Source organism: Kribbella sp. ALI-6-A, assembly GCF_001984195.1.
GTDB lineage: Bacteria > Actinomycetota > Actinomycetes > Propionibacteriales > Kribbellaceae > Kribbella.
On the sequence record NZ_MTQN01000009.1, the window covers coordinates 270,596 to 292,347 of the forward strand.

22 protein-coding genes are annotated in these 21,752 nt (G+C 70.9%); 14 read left to right on the forward strand and 8 right to left on the reverse strand.

All coding sequences use genetic code 11. The features are described 5' to 3' along the window. Positions 1-5 precede the first annotated feature (5 nt). Positions 6-1,790: an ABC transporter ATP-binding protein gene (locus tag BWI15_RS10310; RefSeq protein WP_077014114.1), complete on the reverse strand. Its 1,785-nt coding sequence runs from the start codon at positions 1,788-1,790 to the stop codon at positions 6-8. Further along, entirely contained in the window at positions 1,787-3,559 is a 1,773-nt protein-coding gene (locus BWI15_RS10315) for an ABC transporter ATP-binding protein (RefSeq protein WP_202817612.1), read from the reverse strand. Before BWI15_RS10315 ends, BWI15_RS10310 begins: the two co-directional genes overlap by 4 nt. A gap of 78 nt (positions 3,560-3,637) precedes the next feature. Here BWI15_RS10315 and BWI15_RS38725 point away from each other — a divergent pair, with 78 nt between their 5' ends. Further along, positions 3,638-4,321: a TetR/AcrR family transcriptional regulator gene (locus BWI15_RS38725; protein WP_202817613.1), complete on the forward strand. Its 684-nt coding sequence runs from the start codon at positions 3,638-3,640 to the stop codon at positions 4,319-4,321. A gap of 26 nt (positions 4,322-4,347) precedes the next feature. After that, complete coding sequence (locus tag BWI15_RS10325; protein WP_077014116.1) at positions 4,348-4,776, forward strand: hypothetical protein; 429 nt, start codon at positions 4,348-4,350, stop codon at positions 4,774-4,776. On the opposite strand, the gene BWI15_RS10330 is transcribed toward BWI15_RS10325, so the two are convergent. Continuing rightward, a complete protein-coding gene (locus tag BWI15_RS10330) occupies positions 4,738-5,328 on the reverse strand; it encodes a YceI family protein (RefSeq protein ID WP_077014117.1) in 591 nt (196 codons plus the stop codon). The two genes, BWI15_RS10325 and BWI15_RS10330, sit on opposite strands and share 39 nt — an antisense overlap. 135 nt (positions 5,329-5,463) lie before the next feature. Here BWI15_RS10330 and sigJ point away from each other — a divergent pair, with 135 nt between their 5' ends. Then, on the forward strand, positions 5,464-6,354 hold the full coding sequence (sigJ, locus tag BWI15_RS10335) for an RNA polymerase sigma factor SigJ (RefSeq protein ID WP_077014118.1): 891 nt from the start codon (positions 5,464-5,466) through the stop codon (positions 6,352-6,354). Positions 6,355-6,486: 132 nt separating this feature from the next. After that, complete coding sequence (locus tag BWI15_RS10340) at positions 6,487-7,320, forward strand: helix-turn-helix domain-containing protein (protein WP_077014119.1); 834 nt, start codon at positions 6,487-6,489, stop codon at positions 7,318-7,320. Between the two features lie 6 nt (positions 7,321-7,326). Here BWI15_RS10340 and BWI15_RS10345 read toward each other — a convergent pair whose 3' ends face one another. After that, positions 7,327-7,812, reverse strand: coding sequence for a carboxymuconolactone decarboxylase family protein (locus BWI15_RS10345; protein WP_077014120.1), 486 nt, complete (start codon positions 7,810-7,812; stop codon positions 7,327-7,329). 267 nt (positions 7,813-8,079) lie between these two features. Between BWI15_RS10345 and BWI15_RS10350 the strand changes: the two genes are divergently transcribed. Both BWI15_RS10350 and BWI15_RS10355 read left to right on the forward strand, forming a co-directional pair. Then, a complete protein-coding gene (locus BWI15_RS10350; protein ID WP_077014809.1) occupies positions 8,080-10,110 on the forward strand; it encodes a HelD family protein in 2,031 nt (676 codons plus the stop codon). A 99-nt stretch (positions 10,111-10,209) separates the two neighbouring features. Continuing rightward, entirely contained in the window at positions 10,210-11,313 is a 1,104-nt protein-coding gene (locus BWI15_RS10355; RefSeq protein ID WP_237771217.1) for a serine hydrolase domain-containing protein, read from the forward strand. Here BWI15_RS10355 and BWI15_RS10360 read toward each other — a convergent pair. Next, positions 11,310-11,927, reverse strand: coding sequence for a dihydrofolate reductase family protein (locus BWI15_RS10360; protein ID WP_077014122.1), 618 nt, complete (start codon positions 11,925-11,927; stop codon positions 11,310-11,312). The genes BWI15_RS10355 and BWI15_RS10360 overlap by 4 nt on opposite strands. Before the next feature lie 82 nt (positions 11,928-12,009). Between BWI15_RS10360 and BWI15_RS10365 the strand changes: the two genes are divergently transcribed. The 7 genes from BWI15_RS10365 (at position 12,010) to BWI15_RS10395 (ending at position 18,851) form a co-directional block, all read left to right on the forward strand. Further along, positions 12,010-12,426, forward strand: a complete 417-nt coding sequence (locus tag BWI15_RS10365; RefSeq protein ID WP_077014123.1) for an MmcQ/YjbR family DNA-binding protein — start codon at positions 12,010-12,012, stop codon at positions 12,424-12,426. Between the two features lie 51 nt (positions 12,427-12,477). Then, positions 12,478-13,749: a hypothetical protein gene (locus BWI15_RS10370; protein ID WP_077014124.1), complete on the forward strand. Its 1,272-nt coding sequence runs from the start codon at positions 12,478-12,480 to the stop codon at positions 13,747-13,749. Positions 13,750-13,833: 84 nt separating this feature from the next. Then, a complete protein-coding gene (locus BWI15_RS10375; RefSeq protein ID WP_077014125.1) occupies positions 13,834-15,564 on the forward strand; it encodes an L-aspartate oxidase in 1,731 nt (576 codons plus the stop codon). A 109-nt stretch (positions 15,565-15,673) separates the two neighbouring features. Beyond that, complete coding sequence (locus BWI15_RS10380; RefSeq protein WP_077014126.1) at positions 15,674-16,420, forward strand: SDR family oxidoreductase; 747 nt, start codon at positions 15,674-15,676, stop codon at positions 16,418-16,420. 31 nt (positions 16,421-16,451) lie between these two features. Continuing rightward, positions 16,452-16,856 (forward strand): cupin domain-containing protein, encoded by a 405-nt coding sequence (locus BWI15_RS10385; RefSeq protein ID WP_077014127.1) that lies wholly within the window; start codon positions 16,452-16,454, stop codon positions 16,854-16,856. Positions 16,857-16,897: 41 nt separating this feature from the next. Continuing rightward, positions 16,898-17,926, forward strand: coding sequence for a ferritin-like domain-containing protein (locus tag BWI15_RS10390; protein ID WP_077014128.1), 1,029 nt, complete (start codon positions 16,898-16,900; stop codon positions 17,924-17,926). Positions 17,927-18,029: 103 nt separating this feature from the next. After that, positions 18,030-18,851 carry a SigB/SigF/SigG family RNA polymerase sigma factor gene (locus BWI15_RS10395; protein ID WP_077014129.1) on the forward strand — a complete coding sequence of 274 codons (822 nt, stop codon included), beginning with the start codon at positions 18,030-18,032 and terminating at the stop codon, positions 18,849-18,851. Positions 18,852-18,886: 35 nt separating this feature from the next. Here the strand turns inward: BWI15_RS10395 and BWI15_RS10400 are convergent, their stop codons facing one another. Next, positions 18,887-19,453 (reverse strand): CGNR zinc finger domain-containing protein, encoded by a 567-nt coding sequence (locus BWI15_RS10400; protein WP_077014130.1) that lies wholly within the window; start codon positions 19,451-19,453, stop codon positions 18,887-18,889. A gap of 64 nt (positions 19,454-19,517) precedes the next feature. Between BWI15_RS10400 and BWI15_RS10405 the strand changes: the two genes are divergently transcribed. Continuing rightward, complete coding sequence (locus BWI15_RS10405; RefSeq protein WP_077014131.1) at positions 19,518-20,855, forward strand: MFS transporter; 1,338 nt, start codon at positions 19,518-19,520, stop codon at positions 20,853-20,855. On the opposite strand, the gene BWI15_RS10410 is transcribed toward BWI15_RS10405, so the two are convergent. Together BWI15_RS10410 and BWI15_RS39290 are read right to left on the reverse strand one after the other, a co-directional pair. Further along, positions 20,808-21,539 carry a VOC family protein gene (locus tag BWI15_RS10410; RefSeq protein ID WP_077014132.1) on the reverse strand — a complete coding sequence of 244 codons (732 nt, stop codon included), beginning with the start codon at positions 21,537-21,539 and terminating at the stop codon, positions 20,808-20,810. The two genes, BWI15_RS10405 and BWI15_RS10410, sit on opposite strands and share 48 nt — an antisense overlap. Before the next feature lie 43 nt (positions 21,540-21,582). Further along, on the reverse strand, positions 21,583-21,732 hold the full coding sequence (locus BWI15_RS39290) for a hypothetical protein (protein ID WP_168197287.1): 150 nt from the start codon (positions 21,730-21,732) through the stop codon (positions 21,583-21,585). Positions 21,733-21,752 lie beyond the last annotated feature (20 nt).

The following is a 21,752-nucleotide window of genomic DNA, read 5'->3' on the forward strand; positions in this document are numbered from 1 at the left end:
GGAGTCTATTCGGGCACCAGGTCTCCGGCCCGGAAACCCTTGTGGAGCGCGGATTCAGGGCCGTCGGGCCGTTGCAGGCGCCAGCCTCTGGCGCGCCGGCGTTCCCGCCAGTAGTGGGCGTAGCGACCGTTCCGAGCGAGCAGGTCGTCGTGCCGTCCTTGCTCCACACACCGCCCACCTGCCAGTACGACGATGTGGTCGGCCGCCTGCAGGGTGTGCAGGCGGTGGGCGATCACCAGCACGGTCCGGTCGCGCGCCAGCGCCGTCATCGCCGCGTGCAGGGCGTGCTCGTTGTCCGCGTCCAGCGCGGCGGTCGCCTCGTCGAAGAGCACGATCGGGGTGTCCTTCAGCAGCGCCCGGGCGATCGAGATGCGCTGCCGCTCGCCGCCGGACAACCGGCTGCCCGCTTCACCGACCGGCGCGTGCCACCCACCGGGCAGACGCTCCGCGATGTCGTCGACCCGCGCCGTCCGCGCCGCGGCGTACACCTGCTCGTCGGTCGCTTCGGGCCGGCCGACCCGGATGTTGTCGAGGATGCTGCCCTCGAACAGGTAGACGTCCTGGAACACGACCGAGATCAGCGCGGTCAGGTCCTCGGTGCGCAGCTCGCGGACGTCGGCACCGCCCACCCGCACGGCACCGGCCGCGGGATCGAAGAACCGCGCGATCAGCTTGACCACGGTCGTCTTGCCCGCGCCCGACGCCCCGACCAGCGCGGTCAGCCGCCCGGCCGGGACCTCCATCGAGAGTCCGGTCAGCACCGGCGAATCGCCGTACGAGAAATGCACGTCCCGGAGCTCGACCGAGGAGCCGTTCGGCCGCGCGGAACGCTCGGGCTCGTCCAGCGTCTCGGTCGCCAGCAAACTGTTGATCTCCTGCAATGCGTTGCCCGCCACTCGGAGCGCGCCGCCCAGCTCGGCGGTCAGCATCACCGGTTCGACGAACCGGACCGCGAGCACCAGCAGTGCGACCAGCTCCGCCGCACCCAGCGACCCGCCGAGCACCAGGTAGGTGCCCAGCGCAAGCATCACCACGAACGACGCCTGCGCCACGAAGCCGAGCCCGACGACCCCCGACAGTCCGGCGCGCAGTATGCGGCGCCCCGCGCGATGCTGAGCCGCCAGCGCCTCGTCAAGTACGGCGTGCCCGTCGACGGTCCGCCCGAAGGCCCGCAGTACCGGCTGGGCCCGGGCGAACTCCACGATGCGTCCGGCGGCGTCCGCGTGGATCCGGTCGGCCTCATGGTCGGCCGCCGCCAACCCGCGACTCGCCACGCGATAGACCACCGCGACCACAACGCCCGCGACCGCCATCGCCACGGCCAGCCGCCAGTCGAACACGGCCATCGCCAGTACGACGACCAGCGGCATCACGGTGGCGTCGACCAGCTGCCGCAGCAGGTGCGCGGGCACTCCCATCACGTCGAGGATCCGCTGCGAGGCAAGCCGACCGAGCCCGCCGACCCGATCGGCCGTGAACCAGGCCAACGGCAGCTGCGCGACCTTGTCGCCAATGCGGTGATGCAGATCGCGGCTCAACCCCGCGCCGGTCCGGAACCCGGCGAGCGTCGCCAACGGATTGACCACCGCGTACCCGATCCACAGCACCGCGAGCCCGATCACCCACGGCCAGGCCCGTGCCGGCTCGTCGCCGAGCAACTCGCGCAACGCCGGCACCAGCACGACGAACGCCGCGCCTTGCAGCAATGCCGCGACCACGAGCAGCCCTAGCAACCGCCGCAACGTCCGGTCGTACTGCGGCCCGAGGGCCCTGAACAACCGCCGGATCATCGCCCCTCCCCCGACCCGACCGCGGCACCAGCGCCCACGTGATCCTCCTGCAGCTCCCACAGCCGCGCGTAGGGACCGCCGGCGGTGAGCAGTTCCTCGTGCCGGCCTTGTTCCACGATCCGCCCTTCGTGCAGCACCACGATCCGATCGGCGCCCACCACCGACGCCAGCCGGTGCGCCACCACCAGCACCGTCCGCCCGGCGGCGAGCTCGGACAGCGCGTCCTGGATCAACGCCTCCGACTCCGCGTCGGCGTGCGCCGTCGCCTCGTCCAGCACCACGATCGGCGTATCGGCCAGGATCGCGCGGGCGATCGACACCCGCTGTGCCTCGCCGCCGGACAAGCGAACGTCCCGCCCCACCACCGCGTCATAGCCGAGTGGCAGTGCGCGGATCCGCTCGTCGATCGCGGCCGCTCGCGCCGCGCGCCGTACCGTCTCGTCGTCGGCGTCCGGCCGGGCCAATCGGATGTTGTCCCGCACACTCGCGTCCAGCAACTGAACGTCCTGCAGCACGAACGACACCAAGCGATACAGCTCCGCCGGCGCGATCTCCCGTACGTCCACCCCACCGATCGCCACCCACCCGGACACCGGGTCGAAGAACCGCGGCAACAACTTGGCCAGCGTCGTCTTGCCCGATCCCGACGCCCCGACCAGTGCCGTCACCGTGCCCGGTTCGAGCACCAGGTCGATCCCGTTCAGCACCGGCCGCCCGGCGTCGTACGCGTACTGCACGGCGGCCAGCTCGACCCGGGCGCCCACCGGACGCCGCGGATCACGCGCCACTTCCAACACGGGTGCCGCAAGCAACGACCCGACCCGCTTGGCCGCCACCGACGCCTTCTCCGCGTCGTGGCTGTAGTAGTGCAACGCCTGCAACGGCGACGCCAGCCCCAAGCCGAGAATCGCGAACGGCAACAGCTCGGTCGCGGCGAGCCGGCCCGACGTCACCATCGCCGTCCCACCGACCAGTACGGCGAGCAGCACCGTCACCGGACTCAGCAGCAGCTCCGACACCGCCGACGCGCGGTAGCCCTTCGACACCCAGGCGAGAAAGAACCGTGCGAAGTCGTCCGCCGCCTGCCCGTACTGCGCGTGCGCCCGCCGGGCCTGGCCGAACAGCTTCACCACCGCGATGCCTTCGACGAACTCGACCACCCGGCCGGCGATCCGCTGCTGCGCCTCGTCGAACGCCGCGGTCTGCGATTCCATCGTCATCGCCAGCCGGACGAACACCGCGACGCCGGCCGTGATCGGGATCAGCAGGATCAGCGCCATCCGCCAGTCCACCGTGAACAGGTAGACCAGTGTCACCACGGGCGTGATCACGCTCGACGTCAGGCTCAGCGCTGCGTGCGCGACGAGATGGTGCATCGTGTCGACGTCGTGCTGGACCGCCTTGCCGATGGCGCCGGCACCGCGATCGGTGAACCACCCGAGCGGCACTCTGCCGAGGTGTCGGACCAGTCGCCGGCGGACCGACAACTGGAAGTCCAGGTCCGCGTGATGGGCCAGTGCGCTCGCTACGCCGCTCAGCGCCAGCCAGCCGATCAACGCGCCCGCTGCGATCCCGGCCACCTGCCAAGCCCGGTCGTGGTCGATCGGACCGGCGGCCAGGAGGACCCGGGCCAGCTCGGCGACCGCGGCGAGGGGCACGACCGCGACCACCGCCGCGGCGGCCTGCAGCGTGATCGCCAGGCCCAGCCGTCGTCGTACGGGCTGCAGCAGGTCGCCCAGCCCGACCACTCCTGTCGAATTTCGGAACATGTTCCTAAAGTAGCACCGGTGGCGGCGCCACGCACCCCGGTGCTGGGATCGGCCGGCAGCGGACAGCATGATGGGACCGTGCCCAGATCCAGCGCCGCCGGCGGCCAGACCGGCCGTCCCCCCGTGACCTCGCGCGCCGAGATCCTCGCGGCGGCCCGCCGGCTGATCGACCAGAACGGCTGGGAGAAGCTGACGATCCGCGGCCTGGCCGGTGAGCTCGGTATCGGAGCCACGACGCTCTACCACCACGTGCGCAACAAGGAAGATCTGCTGCTCCTGCTGATCACCGAGTACGCGCTGCAGATCCCGCGGCCCGAGCTGCCCGCGGAGCCGCGCGACCGGATCGTCGCCGTCGGCGTGCTCATCCACGACGCGCTGGCCGCCTGGCCGTGGGCCGCCGAGGTGCTGGCCACCGACGGCTTCATCGCGCGGATCGGCGACCCGGCGCTCTGGGTGGTGGAGACCATCCTGGCCGGAGCCGTCGACCACGGCTGTACGCCGGCCCAGGCCGTCCTGGTCTTCCGCAACATCTGGTACTACACCGTCGGCGAGATCCTGGTCCGCGCCAACACCGCGCAACGCCATCGGCCCGAGACCGAGGACCCCGCCGGGTACAACACCGCGTTCAGAGGCCTGCAGAACCCCGACCTGCCCTATCTGTCCGCCGTCGCCGACCAGTGGGGCGAGATCGCCCAGGCGAACACGTTCCCGCAGGGACTCAGTGCCGTGGTGGACGGCCTGCTCGCCCAAGCGACCAGCTGATGGCGGCACCCCTCTAAGGTGGCGGCGTGGAGAGCGAAGGTAGTTGGCGGGACCGGCGGCGGGAGGCAGCAGCCGAGCAGGCGGCGGCGCTGGACCGGCGGCGCGCGGCGGAGACCGCCGAGGCACGGGCGCTGCTGGCCGGCTTCGTCGAGCAGGTGACGGCGGCCGGGATCGCACCGCAGCCCTTGCGGGCGCAGGTCGTCGGATCCGGCGCCAGCTACCGGACGAACCTCGTCGGCTGGTACCTCAAACGCAACCGGTCCCTCGCGGTCAATGCCGACGGCAACTTCTATGTGCTGGGCGTCCGGCCGAGCCTGAAGGCCCGCATCTCGGGCCTCCAGGTCGAGCCGTCCGACCCGCCGCTGACCGTCGGGCTCGGCGCCCGGGACGGCGAGTCGATGCCGCTCAAGCAGCTGCTAGCTCTTCGTCTCGAAGCCGGCGACGACTGGCCCTGACGGCGCCTGCCGCGGCCGTCGCGTCGCGACGACGTCCACCTGGACCGTCACGTCGTATCCGACGAACAGTCCCCACCCCTCCGCGGGAGCGTTCCAGACGACCTGCCAGTCGCGCCGGTCGATCGTCGTCTCCCCGTGGAACCGGGGTCCCGCGGTCAGCTTCAGCTCCAGCGTGACCGGCTTCGTGACACCCCGCAGCGTCAGTACGCCGGCCACCCGGAAGGTGGACTCCCCGAGCCGCCTCACCTGCGTCGACGAGAAGGTGGCCAGCGGATGCCCTGCCGCGTCCAGGAAACTGCGGCACAGGTGGTCGTCGCGGCGCTTGTTGCCCGTCCGGATGCTGTCGGTCCGAATCGTCAGCTGGACGCTCGACTTCGACGGGTCGTCACCGTCGAGCCGCGCCGTGCCCTCGACCCGCTCGAAACGGCCCCGGACCCGGCCGCCCACCGCCTGCGCGACAGTGAAGCCGAGCTGGGCCTCGAGCTCGTAGTCACCGGTCAGCTGCGTCAGCGGTTCGTGCGACCGCTCGGCGATATTCTCGATGTCACTCATCAGTTGTCCTCCTGGCTGGTGTTTCGCCGGTCCGACGACGCAGCCGGGCGAACTGTGAGGCCTCACAGTTCGGTGCGCTGTTTCGTCGGACCCGGTGACGGCCTCCACCAGCGACCACCGGGAGATGTGCACGCCATGACCGACGACCCCGCCCTGGACGCGGTGATGAGCGAACGGCGGCAGCTGATCAACCTGGCGTACCGGATGCTCGGCTCGCTGGCCGACGCCGAGGACGTCGTCCAGGAGACCTACGCGCGCTGGTACGCCCGATCCGCCGAGCAGCGCGACGCGATCGACTCCCCCGGCGCCTGGCTGACCACGGTCGCCAGCCGGATCTGCCTCGACGTGCTCGGCTCGGCCCGCGCCCGCCGCGAGCGGTACGTCGGTGAGTGGATCCCCGAGCCGCTGCCCGACCGCCGCGAGCTGACCGGCCCCACGGCCACCGACCCGGCCGAGCGGGTGACGCTCGACGAGTCGGTCAACATGGCGTTCCTGGTCGTCCTGGAGTCGATGACCCCCGCCGAACGGGTCGCGTTCGTACTGCACGACATCTTCCGGTACCCGTTCCCCGAGGTCGCCGCGATCGTCGGCCGCTCCCCGGCGGCCTGCCGGCAGCTCGCGTCGTCGGCCCGCCGCCGGTTGACCGGCTCCCGCGCGCCGGTGCGGGCCGCGCCCGAGCACGCCGACGTGGTCAGGGCGTTCAAGGACGCCTGGGCCGCGCACGACGTCGCCGCGCTGATCGGCCTGCTCGACCCCGACGCGCTCGCGGTCGCTGATGGCGGCGGCGTGGTCACGGCCCAGCTCGACCCGGTTCAGGGCGCGGCGCGAATCGCCCAGCTGCTGGTCGACATCGCGGCCCAGGTTCCTGGCTTCACCATCCTCGAGCGCTCGGTCAACGGCCGGCCCGGCGTGATCGCCCAGCTCGACGGCGTCACCGTGGTGGTGATGGCCCTGCACGTCGAGCACGACCGGATCACCAACGTCTGGGCGGTCCGCAACCCCGAGAAGCTCCGCCCGTGGACCTGAGCCGCGGCAGCCGGCGAGGTTCGAGCGGGAGAATGCGGCAGGCTGCCCGACCCCGTGGCCGACGGACTCGAGCCCGTTCCTGGGAAAGATTCTTCCCTCCCGCCCGAGGTGGGCACGGCGGAGAATGGAGGTATGACCGACGAGCTGGGCACCTTCCTCAAGGCGCGCCGCGCCGCGCTGACGCCGTACGCCGTCGGCCTGCCCGACACCTCGCACCGCAAGGTCGCCGGCCTGCGCCGTGAGGAGGTCGCGCAGCTCGCCGCGATCAGCGTCGACTACTACACGCGCCTCGAGCAGGGCCGCGTGCAGGCCTCGGCAACGGTGCTCGCCACCCTCGCCCGCGCACTGCGCCTGAACGACGACGAGCAGACCTACCTGTACGCCGTCGCAGGCAAGAGCGACGCCCGTCCGCGCCGCCGCCGTCCGGCGCAGAAGGTTCGCCCGGCCATTCGCCGCCTGCTCGACCAGCTGACCGAGAATCCGGCGATCGCGCTCGGCCGCCGGATGGACGTGCTCGCCTGGAACGAGGCCGCCACCGCGCTGTTCACCGACTTCGCTCAGCTGCCTGTTGCCCATCGCAACTACATCCGGCTGCTCTTCACCAACCCGGCCGTCCGCGCGCTGCACGTCGACTGGCAGCACGACGCCCGCGACGCCGTCGCCGCCCTGCGGATGGAGGCCGCCGCCGATCCCGACGACCCGGCCCTGGCCCAGCTCGTCGGCGAGTTGTCGGTCCAGGACGCCGACTTCCGCACCTGGTGGGCGGAAGCGCGAGTGAACTCCGCCAGCTACGGCACCAAGCACTACCACCACCCGGTCGTCGGAGACCTCTCCCTGGACTGCGACGTCTGGACCAGCCCCGACGGCAGCGGCCAGCGCCTGATGGTACTGACCGCCGAGCCCGCCACCCCGTCGTACGACGCCCTGCGGTTGCTGGCCTCCTGGCAGGCGTCGCCGGTGCGCTGACGCGCGTCAGTTCAGGAACTTCGCCGCCATGCCCGCCTGGTAGTTGCCGCCGGGCACGCGGGCGATGATGTTCATCCGGTTGGCGGCGTTGATGAACGCGATCAGGCAGATCAGCGTGCCGGTCTGGTCCTCGTCGAAGTGCTTGCGGACCGTTGCCCAGGTCTCGTCGGAGACTCCCTCGAAGGCGTCGGCGAGCCGCGTGCCCTCCTCGGCCATCGCGAGCGCGGCCCGCTCGGCCTCGGTGAAGACCGTCGCCTCACGCCAGACCGCGACCATGTTGAGCCGGTGCTCGCTCTCGCCGGCCGCCACCGCCTCCTTGGTGTGCATGTCGACGCAGGCGGCGCAGCCGTTGATCTGACTGACCCGGAGCTGCACCAGCTCCCGCAGCTCCCGCGGCAGCGGGGACTCCTCGAAGACCAGCGCGGCGCCGGCGAACCGCTTGGCCAGCTTGGTGGAGGTCGCGCTGTCGAACAGGTTGATCCGAGCTTCCATGATCCGTCCCTTTCTCTCGTGCACTTGGTTGTGCACGAGACACCGGGCCGTCGGAGCGCGTGACGGTGCGCGGAAGTGACCTGTGCCTCCTCCGGAAAACCGGTGGCGGCCCGTCAGCGCCGCTGGTAACGTCGCCGGTCTGTCTTTTCGGGTGGCTTGTTCGCACTACGTGTGGATCGTTACGAACCGGGCGTGCTCCGGGGCGGGATCTCGATGATCGCCGCCGGAACGTCGTTCGTTTCCCTCCAGCACGAGAGGTCATCCCTGATGCCCGACACCCCCGAGCTCGCCTCCGAACGCGCCTACCTGGCCGAGTCCCGCGCCGCCCTGCGCCGGATGCACCACGACGTGCTCGAACGCGAGATCCCCGTCATCGGTGGCGAGGACAACGACGAGCGGTTCACCAACGAGGCGAACCAGCGCGCGCACCAGCAACGCACGCTCGCCCTGCTGGACCTGCCCGACGTGCCGTTGTTCTTCGGCCGGCTCGACTACGACAAGGGCGCGATCGACGATCTCGAGCGCTTCTACATCGGCCGCCGGCACGTGCACGACGGCAGCGGCGTACCGATGGTCGTCGACTGGCGGGCGCCGGTGTCGGTGCCGTTCTACCGGGCGACGCGCAGCGACCGGCAACGCGTCGTCCTGCGCCGCCGGTACGGGTTCTCCGACGCCGCCGAGCTGACCGGCTTCGAGGACGAACCGCTGATCGGCACGGCCGAGGTCGACCAGGCCGACGCCTTCCTGCGCGCCGAGATCGAGCGTCCGCGGACCGGACCGATGCGCGACATCGTGGCCACCATCCAGCCCGAGCAGGACGATCTGGTCCGGGCACCACTGCAGCCGAGCGTCTGCGTCCAGGGCGCGCCCGGCACCGGGAAGACGGCCGTCGGGCTGCACCGCGTCGCGTACCTGCTCTACACCGAACGGGAGCGGCTGCGCCGCGGCGGCGTCGTGATCGTCGGGCCGAACCGCTCGTTCCTGTCCTACATCCGCAAGGTCCTGCCCGCCCTCGGCGAGGTCGACGTCCGGCAGATCACCATCGAGGAGCTGATCACCCAGCCGGCGCTGGCCGTCGACACCGCCGAGACCGCGCGGATCAAGGGCGACGCGCGGATGGCCGAGATCCTGCGGCGCGCGCTGTGGACCTTCGTCGGTACGCCGACCGAGGGAATCCTGTACAGCAAGGGATCTCAGCGGTATCGGGTGCACGACTACGAGGTCGTCGACATCGTGGCCGGCCTGCGCGAGTCCACCAGGTACACGCCCGGACGCAACGCGCTCGCGCAGCGCATCGCGCACGCGGTCCTGGTGCTGATGGAACGGCGTGGCGAGTCGCCGGACGACCGCGTGCAGAACGCCGTCGCCCGGTCGAAGCCGGTGAAGCAGCTGGTCGACGCGGTCTGGCCGAAGGTGACTCCCGAGCAGGTGCTGTGGCGGTTGTTCTCCGACGCAGAGTTCCTCACCGCGGCGGCGCCGGAGCTGACCGACGACGAGCGCGCCGCGTTGCTGTGGCCCAAGCCGCCGCGGTCCTGGAAGTCGGCGAAGTGGTCGAGCGCCGACACCGTGCTGCTCGACGAGCTGGACGACCTGATCGAACGGCACGCCGGTTCGCTCGGGCACCTCGTACTCGACGAGGCACAGGACCTGTCGGCGATGCAGCTGCGCGCGCTCGGACGGCGCTGCCGGACCGGCTCCGCGACGGTCCTCGGCGACCTCGCCCAGGCGACCACCGCGTGGGCCGCGGGACCTTGGGACCAGGTGCTGGCTCACCTGGGCAAGCCGGACGGGATCGTCGCCGAACTCGACCGGGGCTTCCGGGTGCCGGAGCAGATCATCGACTTCGCGGCCCGGCTGCTGCCGGCGATCGCGCCGACGCTCGGGACGCCGACCGGGGTCCGGACCGTCGCCGACTCGCTCAAGGTCGTTGCCACCGACAAGGAATTGTTCGAGGCAACGATCGTGGAGGCGTGCCGCGAGGCGCTCGCCGGGGTCGGGTCGGTCGCGGTGATCGCGGCCGACGAGCAGGTCGAGCAGTTGCGCGACGTCCTGGCCGGCGCGGGTCTCGACGCGGCGCTGCTCGGGGCGGTCGAGGACGCGATGGACACGACCCGGCTGGTCTGTGTCCCGGCGACACTGGCGAAAGGCCTGGAGTTCGACGCGGTGGTGGTCGCCGAGCCGTCGCGCATCGTCGCGGCCGAACCACGCGGACTGCAGCGCCTGTACGTCGTACTGACGCGCGCGGTCAGCCGGTTGCAGATCGTGCACGCGGATCCGTTGCCCTCGGCCCTGGGGTAGCGGGGGTTTCCCTGATGGCTCGATCAGGTCTTTCCCGGTTTCGGTGGTCCCCCGCGCGGCGGCAGGGTGGAGTCACCGAAACAACAGAGAGGCACACGCGTGACAACACGATTGGGGAGGCGGCCGCGGCTCGCCGTGGCCGGGGTCCTGACGGCAGCGCTCGTGGCCGCGCCGGCGACGGCGACGGCGGGCGGCACGTCCGAACTGCAGCGCGAGGTGGACGCCGTGGTCGCCGCGGGGGCGACGAGCGCGACGGCCGAGATCAGCACAGCGGACCGGCGGGTGCGCGCGTCCAGCGGCACCGCGGTGGCCGGCTCCAACCGGCCGGTGCCGGCGAACGCGCGGTTCCGGATCGGCAGCCAGACCAAGGCGTTCCTGGCCACGGTGGTGCTGCAGTTGGTCGACGAGAACCAGCTGAGGCTCGACGACACGGTCGGGAGTCTGCTGCCCGGCGTCGTACCGGACGGCGACCGCATCACCGTGCGGCAACTGCTCAACCACAGCAGCGGGCTGTACGAGGTGCTGGCGACGATGCCGAACCCGCGGTCGGAGGAGTTCCTGAAGATCCGGTGGAACACCTGGACCACCGCGGAACTCGTCGCCCGCGCCACGGCGTACCCGCTGGTCTTCACGCCGGGGTCGAAGGTCCAGTACAACAACACCGGCTACCTGGTGCTCGGCCTGATCGTCGAGAAGCTCACCGGCACCTCGTACGCCGACCAGATCGAGCGCCGGGTCATCCGCCCGCTGCACCTGAGCGGGACGTCCGTACCTGGCACCAACCCGTTCGTGCCCGGCCCGCACGCCCACGGCTATCTCCCGCTGCAGCGCAACGGGGTCGTGGAGCTGGTCGACATCACCACCGTCAACCCGTCGATCATGAACGCGGCGGGCGAGATGATCTCGACCACCCGCGACCTGAACCGATTCTTCGGCGCACTGCTCGACGGCGACCTGCTGCCCGCCCACCTGCTGGCCGAGCTGAAGACGACGGCCCACAACTCGCCGTACGGCCTGGGCCTGATCAGCCGGTCGCTGTCCTGCGGCACCGCGTGGGGCAAGGACGGCGACGCGCCGGGGTACTCGACCTGGACTTTCGTCTCGCCGAACAACACCCGGCGCGTCACCGTCTCGGTCACCTGGGGCGCGGGCAACCACAAGGCCGCGGTGAACGCCCTGCTCGACAAGGAACTGTGCCGCTAGCGCCGGACGATTCGTACGTGGGTCACCGCCGGCGAGCTGCGCTGTTCGACCACTCGGTACTGCCGCAGCGCGTCACCGAGTCCCGCGAACAGCGGCTCGCCGGCACCGGCCAGCAGCGGCGCCACCGCGATGTCCAGCTGGTCGATCAGCCCGGCCTGCAGGTACTGCCGCACGGTCGCCGCACCGCCGGCCACGATGACGTCCTTCTCGCCGGCCGCCTCCCGGGCCCGTTCCAGCACGACCTCGATCGGCTCGCTGGTGAAGTGGAAGGTCGTCCCGCCCTCCATCTCCAGATCTGGCCGCGGGTGATGGGTGAGCACGAACGTGTCGTGGTGGTACGGCGGGTTGTCGCCCCACCAGCCCTTCCACGACTCGTCCGGCCACTCCCCCCGGATCGGCCCGAACATGTTGCGTCCCATGATGGTGGCCCCGAACGCGTCCCGGTCGAGCCCGACCTCGGCGTCCAGCCCGGTCGCCGTGCCCTCGAACAGCGGATCCATCCAGTCGTGCAGGTGCTCCACCCCGTCCCCGAACGGCTCCTCCAGCCGCTGGTTCGGCCCCGCACCGAACCCGTCCAGCGTGATCGTGAAGTTGTGAACCCGAACTTTGCCCATGATCGTTTCCTCCTGCGTTTGTGGCTTGCTGTCACCCGGTGGTCGGAGCCGTCCGTGGTTCTTTGACATCTAGACTGCCGCCATGCCCGGCCGAAAAGCGCGCGTCAGCGACGTCCACGAGGTGGCGCTCGGGATGCCGCACGTCACCATCGAGAAGGGTGGCGCCGGCAATCCCGTCTACCAGGTGGGCGGCAAGTCGTTCGTGTTCTTCCGCACGCCGCGGCCCGACGCGTTCGACCCGGAGACCGGCGAGCGGTACGACGACGTGATCGTGATCTGGGTGCCGTCGGAGGAGGACAAGCTCGCGCTGGTCTCGGACGACAACAGCCCGTTCTTCACCACGCCGCACTTCGACGGTCACCTGTCGGTGCTGGTCCGGGGCAGTCAGATCGGCGGGCTGTCCCGGCAGGAACTGACCGAGGTGATCCAGGACGCGTGGCTGTCCCGGGCCTCGAAGCGACGGGCGGCGGCGTGGCTCGAGGAGCATCGGCTGGCCTGATCCCCGGCTATCGTCCGGCGTGAAGCAGCTGGACTCGGGGAGGCGGACGCGATGGACGTGACAGTGCTCGGAGCGGTCATCGGCGTCCTGGTGGTCGCGGGCGTCGTCTGGGGTGTCGTCGCGCTGGTCCGCCGGCAGCAGTTCATCAGGTCGGTGCGCGAGCGCGGCTGGACGTTCGTGAACAGCCCGGACTTCACCGCGATCGCGCGACTCGGCAACCCGCCGTTCGGCCTCGGGTTCCGGCGTGACCCGGACGACCAGATCACCGGTCGCACCGCGTCCGGCCGCCCGTTCCAGGTGATCGAGTACAAGTCGGAGCACTGGAAGGGCTGGGTCGGCATGGTCGCGCTGTCCCGCCGGCTGCCCGAGTTGTGGGTCACCGCTCCCGGCATCCAGCCCCGGCACGGCGTGGAGGCGACCACGATGCCGTCCCCCGTCACGCTCGGTCCCGGCTGGCAGATCGGCGCGCTCGACCCGTCGTACGCCGCGGAGGTGCTCACCCCACAGGTGTGCCACCAGCTCAACGGGATGGCCGGCGCACATCCGGCGCTCAGCCTCGGCATCGACTCCGACCAGCTGACGGTGCTCCACCCGCCGCGCAAGGAGGTCGATCAGCTCGGCCCGTGGCTGGAGCAGCTCGCCGCCGTCGCCGACGCGATCGACGCCACCGGGCTGGACCGCTGGATCCAGCCTGAGCAACCGCCGAGGCTGACCTTCTACCACCACCCGGACTGGTACTGGGTCGGCGTGGACGACAGCCTGCTGGAGGTCACGCCGGCGAACCGGTCCGGCCACAGTCACCGCACCGCCGACGTGATCCGCGGCCGCGACGGCGACGGTCCGCCGTTCGTCGCGTTCACGCACCACTGGCAGACCACCCGGACCGAGAGCTCCACCGACAGCGAGGGCCGCACCACGACCCGCACGGTCACCGAGAACCACAGCGAGGCGATCCTCGGGTTCCAGCTGCCGGTCCGGATGCCGGAACTGACCGTCGCCGGCCGCGGGTTCGGGCGCGGGATCAGCTTCGAGAGCGAGGCGTTCAACGAGCGGTTCAAGGTCACCTCGCCGAGCACCAAGTTCGCCTACGACGTGATCCACCCGCGGCAGATGGAGTTCTTGATCGCCACCTCGCCGGCGCCGTTCCGGATCGCCGGCGACTGGGTCTGGTTCGCGCCCGGCACGCACGACCCGGCGCTGGTCGCCCACAGCTCGCACTTCATCCGCCACTTCCTGGCCGGCATCCCCCGCTTCGTCTGGCGCGACCTCGGAATGTCTGATGCGCCATACCCAAGGCTCGACCCGGTGGCGCCCGGCAGTTAGCTCACTCACACCAGGTCACATTCGGCCGCCGGGCGCGGTCTTCTGGAAGAAGGAACATCGCCGGCTATCCCGAGGAGCACCGCCGTGACCGTGACCGAGCAGCAGATCGCCACCTCCGTCCTGGTGATCGGAACCGGCGGAGGCGGTCTGCGCGCCGCCATCGAACTGGCCGAACAGGGCATCGACGTCCTCGCGCTGGGCAAACGGTCCCGGTCGGACGCGCACACCTCGCTGGCCGCGGGCGGGATCAACGCCGCGCTCGGCACGATGGACCCCGAGGACAGCTGGCAGCAGCACGCCGCCGACACCCTGCGGGAGAGCTACCTGCTGGCCAATCCGGTCACCGTGCAGATCGTCACCGAGCAGGCCGCCCGCGGGATCGCGGACCTCGAGCGCTACGGCATGCCGTTCGCCCGTGAGGCCGACGGGCGGATCTCGCAGCGCTTCTTCGGCGCGCACACCTATCGCCGGACCGCGTTCGCCGGCGACTACACCGGGCTGGAGATCCAGCGCACGCTGGTCAACCGGGCCGTGCAGCTGGGGGTCCCGATCCTCGACACCGTCTACGTGACCCGGATCCTGGTGCGCGACAACGCCGTGTTCGGGGCCTACGGCTTCGACATCGTCACCGGGAAGCGGTACGTGATCCGCGCCGACGCCGTGATCCTGGCCGCCGGCGGACACACCCGGATCTGGCGCCACACCTCCTCGCGCCGCGACGAGAACACCGGCGACTCCTTCCGCCTCGCCGTCCTGGCCGGTGGCAGGATCCGCGATCCCGAGCTGGTCCAGTTCCACCCGTCCGGCCTGATCGAACCGGAGAACGCGGCCGGCACCCTGGTCTCCGAAGCCGCCCGCGGCGAGGGCGGTCAGCTGCGCAACGCCGAGGGCGAACGGTTCATGGCCCGGTACGACGCCGAGCGGATGGAGCTGTCCACCCGGGACCGCGTCGCGCTGGCGGCGTACACGGAGATCAAGCAGGGCCGCGGTACGCCGAACGGCGGCGTCTGGCTCGACGTGTCCCACCTGCCGCGCGAGACGATCATGCGGCGCCTGCCGCGCGTCTACCAGACCCTGCTCGAGCTCCAGATGCTCGACATCACCAAGGAACCGATCGAGATCGCCCCGACCGCCCACTACTCGATGGGCGGAGTCTGGGTCCGGCCGGAGGACCACAGCACCGGCGTCGACGGCCTGTACGCGATCGGTGAGGCGGCCAGTGGCCTGCACGGCGCGAACCGGCTCGGCGGCAACTCGCTGATCGAGCTGCTGGTGTTCGGGCGGATCGTCGCCGAGGAGGCCGCGAAGTACTCGACCGGTCTGCAGCGTCAGGAGCGCTCGGCCGAGGCGCTCGGCGAAGCGCGCGCCGAAGTCGACGACCTGCTGGCCGGCGACGGGGAGGAGAACGTCCGCGCTCTCCAGCGGGCGCTGCGCAACACGATGACGAACCGGGCGGGCGTCGTACGGGACGAGGAAGGGTTGACGGCCGGGCTGGACGAACTGGCCGAGGTGGAGGACCGGATGAGTGGCCTGGGCATCCATCCCGACATCGCCGGGTTCCAGGACCTCGCGCACGCCTTCGACCTGAAGGCCTCGGCCCTGGCCGCGCGCGCCACGCTGGAAGCCGCCCTGGTACGCCGCGAGACGCGCGGCTGCCACAACCGCTCCGACTACCCCGAGCTCGACGAGAAGCTCCAGGTGAATCTGGTCTGGTCCGGCCGGGGCCAGGTCGAGCAGGAGGAGATCCCGCCGATCCCGTCCGAGCTGAACGCGCTGATGCGTGAGGTCTCCACCGAGGGCAAGCTGGTCGAGTGACGCCGCCGGCAGCTTGGTCGCCACCAGCTGTCACAGGCCGGGAGGCTGTCTTGTCCTAGCTGGTGACCGGCCGGCGACCAGCGCCACCGGCGGACAGGAAGGCCTCACGATGAAGGTCGTCGTCATCGGCGGTACTGGTCTGATCGGCTCGAAGGTCGTCGCGAAGCTCACCGAGCACGGGCACGACGCCGTGGCGGCCGCTCCCAGTACGGGAGTCGACACGCTCACCGGCCGGGGACTCGCCGAGGCGCTGGCCGGCGCCGACGTGGTGGTCGACGTGTCGAACGCGCCGGTCTGGGAGGACGACGCGGTGCTGGAGTTCTTCGAGACCTCCACCCGCAACCTGCTCACCGCCGAGCAGGCGGCGGGCGTGCGGCACCACGTCGCCGTCTCGGTGGTCGGCACCGAACTGCTGCTCGACAGCGGCTACTTCCGGGCGAAGCTCGCGCAGGAGAAGCTGATCGAGAGCTCGCCGGTCCCGTTCTCGATCGTCCGCGCGACCCAGTTCTTCGAGTTCGTCCCGAGCATCGCCGACGCGTCCACCGACGGCGCGCGGGTCCACCTGAAGCACGTCTTCTTCCAGCCGATCGCCGGCGCCGACGTGGCCCAGGCCGTCGCGCGGGTCGCCGTCGGGTCGCCGCTGAACGGCACACTGAACGTGGCCGGTCCGGAGCGGTTCCGGATGGACGACTTCTTCCGCGACGTGCTCGCTGCCGGCAACGACCCGCGCGAGGTCGTCACCGATCCGGACGCCGTCTACTTCGGCATCTCCCCCAGCGAGTACGCGCTGGTCCCCGGCGACGACGCCCAGCGCGGCGAGACGCCGTACGGCGAGTGGGCTCGCCACAACTCCTGATCCGTCCCCACCAGCTTTCGGAGGTACACCCATGTCCACAGGTGTTTGGCAGTCGGCTCTGACCGTCCTGCAGGAGGCCGAACCGCCGTCGATCCCGGTCGGCGCGCACGCGATGACGGTGGTGATCGAGTACCCGCCCGGCGACCCGGGCGCGCCGCCCCACCGCCACCCCGGCGGCCCGGCGTTCGGCTACGTGATCGAGGGCGAGATGCGGTTCGAGCTCGAGGGGCAGCCCGAACGTGTGCTGCGCGCCGGCGAGGCGTTCTGGGAGCCCGGCGGTGACGTCATCCACTACTCCGACGGCAACGCGAGCGACCAGACCACCCTGCGCTTCACCGTCACCATGCTCTGCGACCCGGCCCAGCCGATGCTGGTCGTCGTCGACGAGGAGGAACTCGCCCAGCGCAAGCACCTCCGCGCACCGCGCCCGGCCTGACTCCCCCACTGACCACTCCCGCGCTGGAAGGAAACTGATTCGTGAGTGCCCGGATCGCGTCGATCGAGGACCTGCGCGAGCATCTGCAGTGGGCGATCGAGCTGGAGCACGCGACGCTGCCGCCGTACCTGGTCGCGCTGTACTCGATCGACGCCGAACGGAACCCGGACGCCGTCCAGGTGGTGAGCAGCGTGTTCGCCGAGGAGATGATCCATCTCGCCCTGGCGGCGAACCTGCTCAACGCCGTCGGTGGGCACCCCCGGCTGGACACCCCGGCGATCCTGCCGGGGCATCCGCGAACGATGCCGCACGGCGACCGGTCGCTGGAGCTGTCGCTGCTTCCGTTCGGGCCCGAGGCGCTGGAGATGTTCCTGCGGCTGGAGCAGCCGGCACCGCCGGACGCTCCGGCCGAGGGCGACGGCTACGAGACGATCGGCCAGTTCTACTCGGCGATCGAGGAAGGGCTGCGCGACCTGTGTGCCGAGCTCGGTGAGACGGCGGTGTTCAGCGGCGATCCGGCGGACCAGGTCACCTCGGGGCCGTTCGCGCACAGCACCGGAAAGCTGACCGCCGTCACCGATCTGGCCTCGGCGCTGGCCGCCCTGGAGGAGATCGTGGAGCAGGGCGAGGGGACCTCGCGCGGCGAGGTCTGGGACGGCGACCAGGACGTCTTCCATCCCGAGCGGCACGAGGTCGGCCACTACTACCGGTTCCAGGAGCTCGCCCAGGGCCGCAGGTACCAGCGCGGGGACACACCTCGCTCGGGACCGACCGGGGACAAGCTCGCGGTCGACTTCACGGCCGTCCTGCCGATGCGGCGCGATCCGCGGCCGGCCGAAGCGGGCAGCCGGGTTCGGGCTGCCCAGGACCAGTTCGACAAGACCTACCGCGGGCTGCTGGCTCAGCTCCAGTTGGCGTTCAACGGAAGCCCCCAGGCGCTCGGTGCGTCGATCGGCACGATGTACGGCCTCAAGGCGCAGGCCCAGGCTTTGATGGCGATGCCGAACGGCGACGGCACCACGGCCGGCCCGACGTTCGGGTCCGGCGAGGACCTCGCACAAAATTCCTGACACCGCAGGGTTTGACGGTTGGGTACGAATGGCGGTCGAAGGCAAATGACCGCGGTCCGGAGAAGAGGCCGCGCCGTGACGAGTCCGTCGCGAGGTCACGTTCATGCTCAGTCAGCACCATGCCGCACCCACCAGATGTTCCTCGGTCGAGGACCGCGCGCGCCGCGAGGCCGCCACCCGGGAACTGCTCGAAGTCCGCGCCCGCTCCACCGACGAGGCCGAGCGGCAGCAGCTGCTCGAGCAGGCCGTCGAGCTCAACATCGAGATCGCCCGCGGCATCGCGCAGCGGTTCCGCAGCCGCGGCGTCGAGGACGAGGACCTCGAACAGGTCGCCTGCCTCGGCCTGATGAAGGCGGTCCGCAACTACCGTCCCGAGGACGGCATCCCGTTCATCGGGTACGCCGTGCCGACCATCCGGGGCGAGGTCAAGCGCTACTTCCGCGACTGCAGCTGGACGGTCCGCATCCCGCGCCGGCTGCAGGAGCTGCAGGGCAGGATCGCGTCCGTCGTGCCCGAACTGCTGCAGGAGCTGGGGCGCGAACCCACGCTGGACGAGATCGCCGCCGCGATCCATGCCGATGTCGGTGAGGTCCGGCAGGCCGAGGGCGCGCGAGGCTGTTTCAGCGTGCTTTCCCTGGACCGGCCGGCCGGGCGGACCGACAGCGACCTCGTGCTCGCCGATGTCGTCGCCGACAGCGAGGACCCGCAGCTGCACCGGTTCGAGGCGATCGAGATGCTGTCCCCGCTGATCGCCGAGCTCGGTCCCCGGGACCGGGAGATCATCGAGCTGCGCTTCGTCGAGAACTGGAAGCAGGCCGACATCGGTCAGAAGCTCGGCATCAGCCAGATGCAGGTCTCCCGCCTGCTGACCCGGATCCTGGCCGACCTGCGCGAACGCCTTCAGCCGGCCGAAGCCGCCGCCTGACCCTCAGGTTCCGGCGCTGGGCCCCGCGGATGCCGTCAGGCGTCGGCGGGGCCTTTGCGGTGGTGGCGATCCACCCGGGCGCGATTGCCGCACGGCGTACCGCACCATGCCTGGTTGGGACGCCGCCGGAAGAACAGCTGCCCGCAGCCCGGCGCGTCACACAGCGCCAGCTCACTCGGCGCGCTGACCAGCACGTCCCGGACCTCCCCGGCCAGCCGAGCCAGCAGCAACGTGAACGGCTCTGGTGAACCAACCGGGCGCGCTTCGGCAAGCCCAGGACCGTCGCCGATCGCCAACACTTCCGGCGCCGCCGCAAGCGCCTCGTTCAGTACGCCGGCGTCGCTCGCGTCCCATTTGCCATGCCCGGAGGCTGCCCGCAGCAGGCGAAGCGCGGGGTCCCGCAGTGCGAGAAAGTCCCGCACGTCGGACTCCGTCACCTGTTCGGGACGCGACGCCGGCAAGGCCGCCGCGTCCAGCCACGAGTCCAGATCGGCCGGCGTCCGGATCAGCTCGACCTCCTGCCAACCCCGGCGGATCACCGTGTTGACGAAGTCGAGCGCCGGCCAGCCTTCCAGCCAGGTCCAGCTCGGTACGTCGGCCACCCGGCCAGTCTAGCGCGACACGCTAATGCTTTACATGGCAAAACCCGTTACCTAGGGTCGAAGCATGAACCGGGAACGGGCACGGACCACAGTCATCTGCGCGGTGCAGTTCGTCGACGTCATGGGCGTGACCGTCGTCGTCGCGGCGCTGCCACGGATGCTGTCCGATCTGCAGGGCTCCCCCACGCAGGCCGGCCTACTGGTTCCGGCGTACGCCGTGGGCTTCGGCGGGCTGCTGCTGCTCGGGGCGAGACTCGGCGATGCGAAGGGGCATCGCCAGGTACTACTGGCCGGGCTGGCGTTGTTCGCGGCCGGATCGGTCCTGTGCGCGGTCGCGCCGGCCGTGAGCTGGCTGGTCGCCGGCCGTCTGCTGCAAGGCATCGCGGCAGCGATCAGCATCCCGAACGCGTTGGTCCTGCTGATCGGAGCCACCGAGCCCGGTCGCTCACGCAATCGCGCGTTGGCCGCCTGGAACGCGACCGGCGGCTTGGCCGGCGCATCCGGCTTGCTGGTCGGCGGACTGGTCACCGACAGCCTGGGCTGGCGAGTCATCTTCTGGGCCAACGTCGCCGCGACCGCCGTACTGGCACTCGCGATCGGGCGCCTGGTCGACGTCAAGGACACCCGTACGCCGACGCCGCTGAACGCCGGCTCGGTGATCCTCCAGGTCCTGTGCGTCAGTGCAGTCGTTGCCGCGGCCAACGTCGCCGGGACCTCGTGGCTCGCGGCGGGTCTGCTCACCGTCGTGGCCGTCGCGCTGGTGCCGCTGCTCGTTGTCCGGGAGCGCTCGACCGAAGCACCGCTCGTTCCGCCCAGAATCTGGCGCCGGCCCGGCACCGTCGGCGGCGTGATCGGGTCGTTCGGGATCACGGCCACCACCAGCACGTTCGTCGTGATCACCACGCTGTGGTTCCAGGACGCCCGCGGCCTGAGCCCCAGCGCGGCCGGGCTGATGATCCTGCCGTTCAGCTTCGCCGTCGTCGCCGGGGCGGCGTGCGGCGCCCGGCTGGTCAAAGGCCGGGCCCGGCCGGTCCTGGTCACCGGCCTCACCCTGATCGGCGTCGGCGCGCTGGCCGTGGTCGTTCAACCGACGATTGCGGTGATGGTCGCCGCGATGGTCCTGAACGGCGTCGGCAACGGCATCGGTGCGGTCGCCGCCTACACCCTCGGCACCGAGGTCGCCCCGGACGAGCAAGGCTCGGCCGCCGGACTGCTCAACACCGCCGCCCAGCTCGGCACGGCCGTCATGGTGGCCCTCGGCGTCGGGATCGCCACCGCGGTCGGCCCGGGCGTGAACCACACCTCGGGCTGGCTGACCGCCGCCACCACAGCGGCCGTCATCACCGCCGCGGTCCTAGTCGTCGCCAGGCTCCGAACCCCGGTCGGCTCCCCAACGTCCTGAATCGGTGCAGACGCACGCCTTGTTGCCGTCCTGGTCGGCGATCACCACGAACGACGGCGCTTCGCTGTCGTCGACCACGATCCCGCCGGCGGCGACCGCGGCGGCGATCCGCTGCTCGGCGTACTCGGGCGCCACCCAGATGTCGAGGTGCCAGCGCTGGCGTGGCGTGTCGTGCTCGTCGGTCTCCTGGAACCACACGATCGGCACCCGCCCGGTCGCGTCCCGGACGTCGGTCCCGATCGACCCGCGGCCGACGGCGTCGGTGCTCCCGGTCAGCAGGGCCGCCCACACCGGCGCGATCGTGACCGCGTGCGCCGTGTCGAGTCCGAGCTCGATCGCCGTGATGCCGGCCGGGTCGGCGGTGGCCTTGTGCTCGGCGGCGATCTCGGTGATCCGGCCGGCGAGGTCGAGATCCTTGTCCGTCACCCATTCGACGACATGCTCGGTGCCGGAGTCGTCGGTGTAGATCGCGTCCTGGCTGATCAGCTTCAGGTCGACGTACTGATTGCCGAGCGTTGCCTGCGGATGGTGGCCGAGCGCGGAGCCCGCCTCCCCGACCGCCTCGACGAAACGCGCTCCGGCGGTGAAGTCGCCGACCAGGTAGCGGGCGTGCAGGCCCTGCCCGAGTTTGCGCCAGTCGGTGAGGTCGGCTGCGGCGATTTGTGCTCCGGTCTTCATCTCCATGTCCGGACTCTAGGACCGCTCCCGGACAGTCGGCTTCCGCAAACTACTGCGCAGGCCGTTCGACCGGCTCCGGGCCGGCCGGCTCGGCCGGGTCGGGCTCTCCCAGCGGGTGCACCGGGTCCGGCTCGAGATCCGGCTCGTCCGGCTCCCCGAGCGGGTTGATCGGGTTGGGCTCGACCGCGGGATCTGTCACCTCGGTCAAGTACCCGCGAG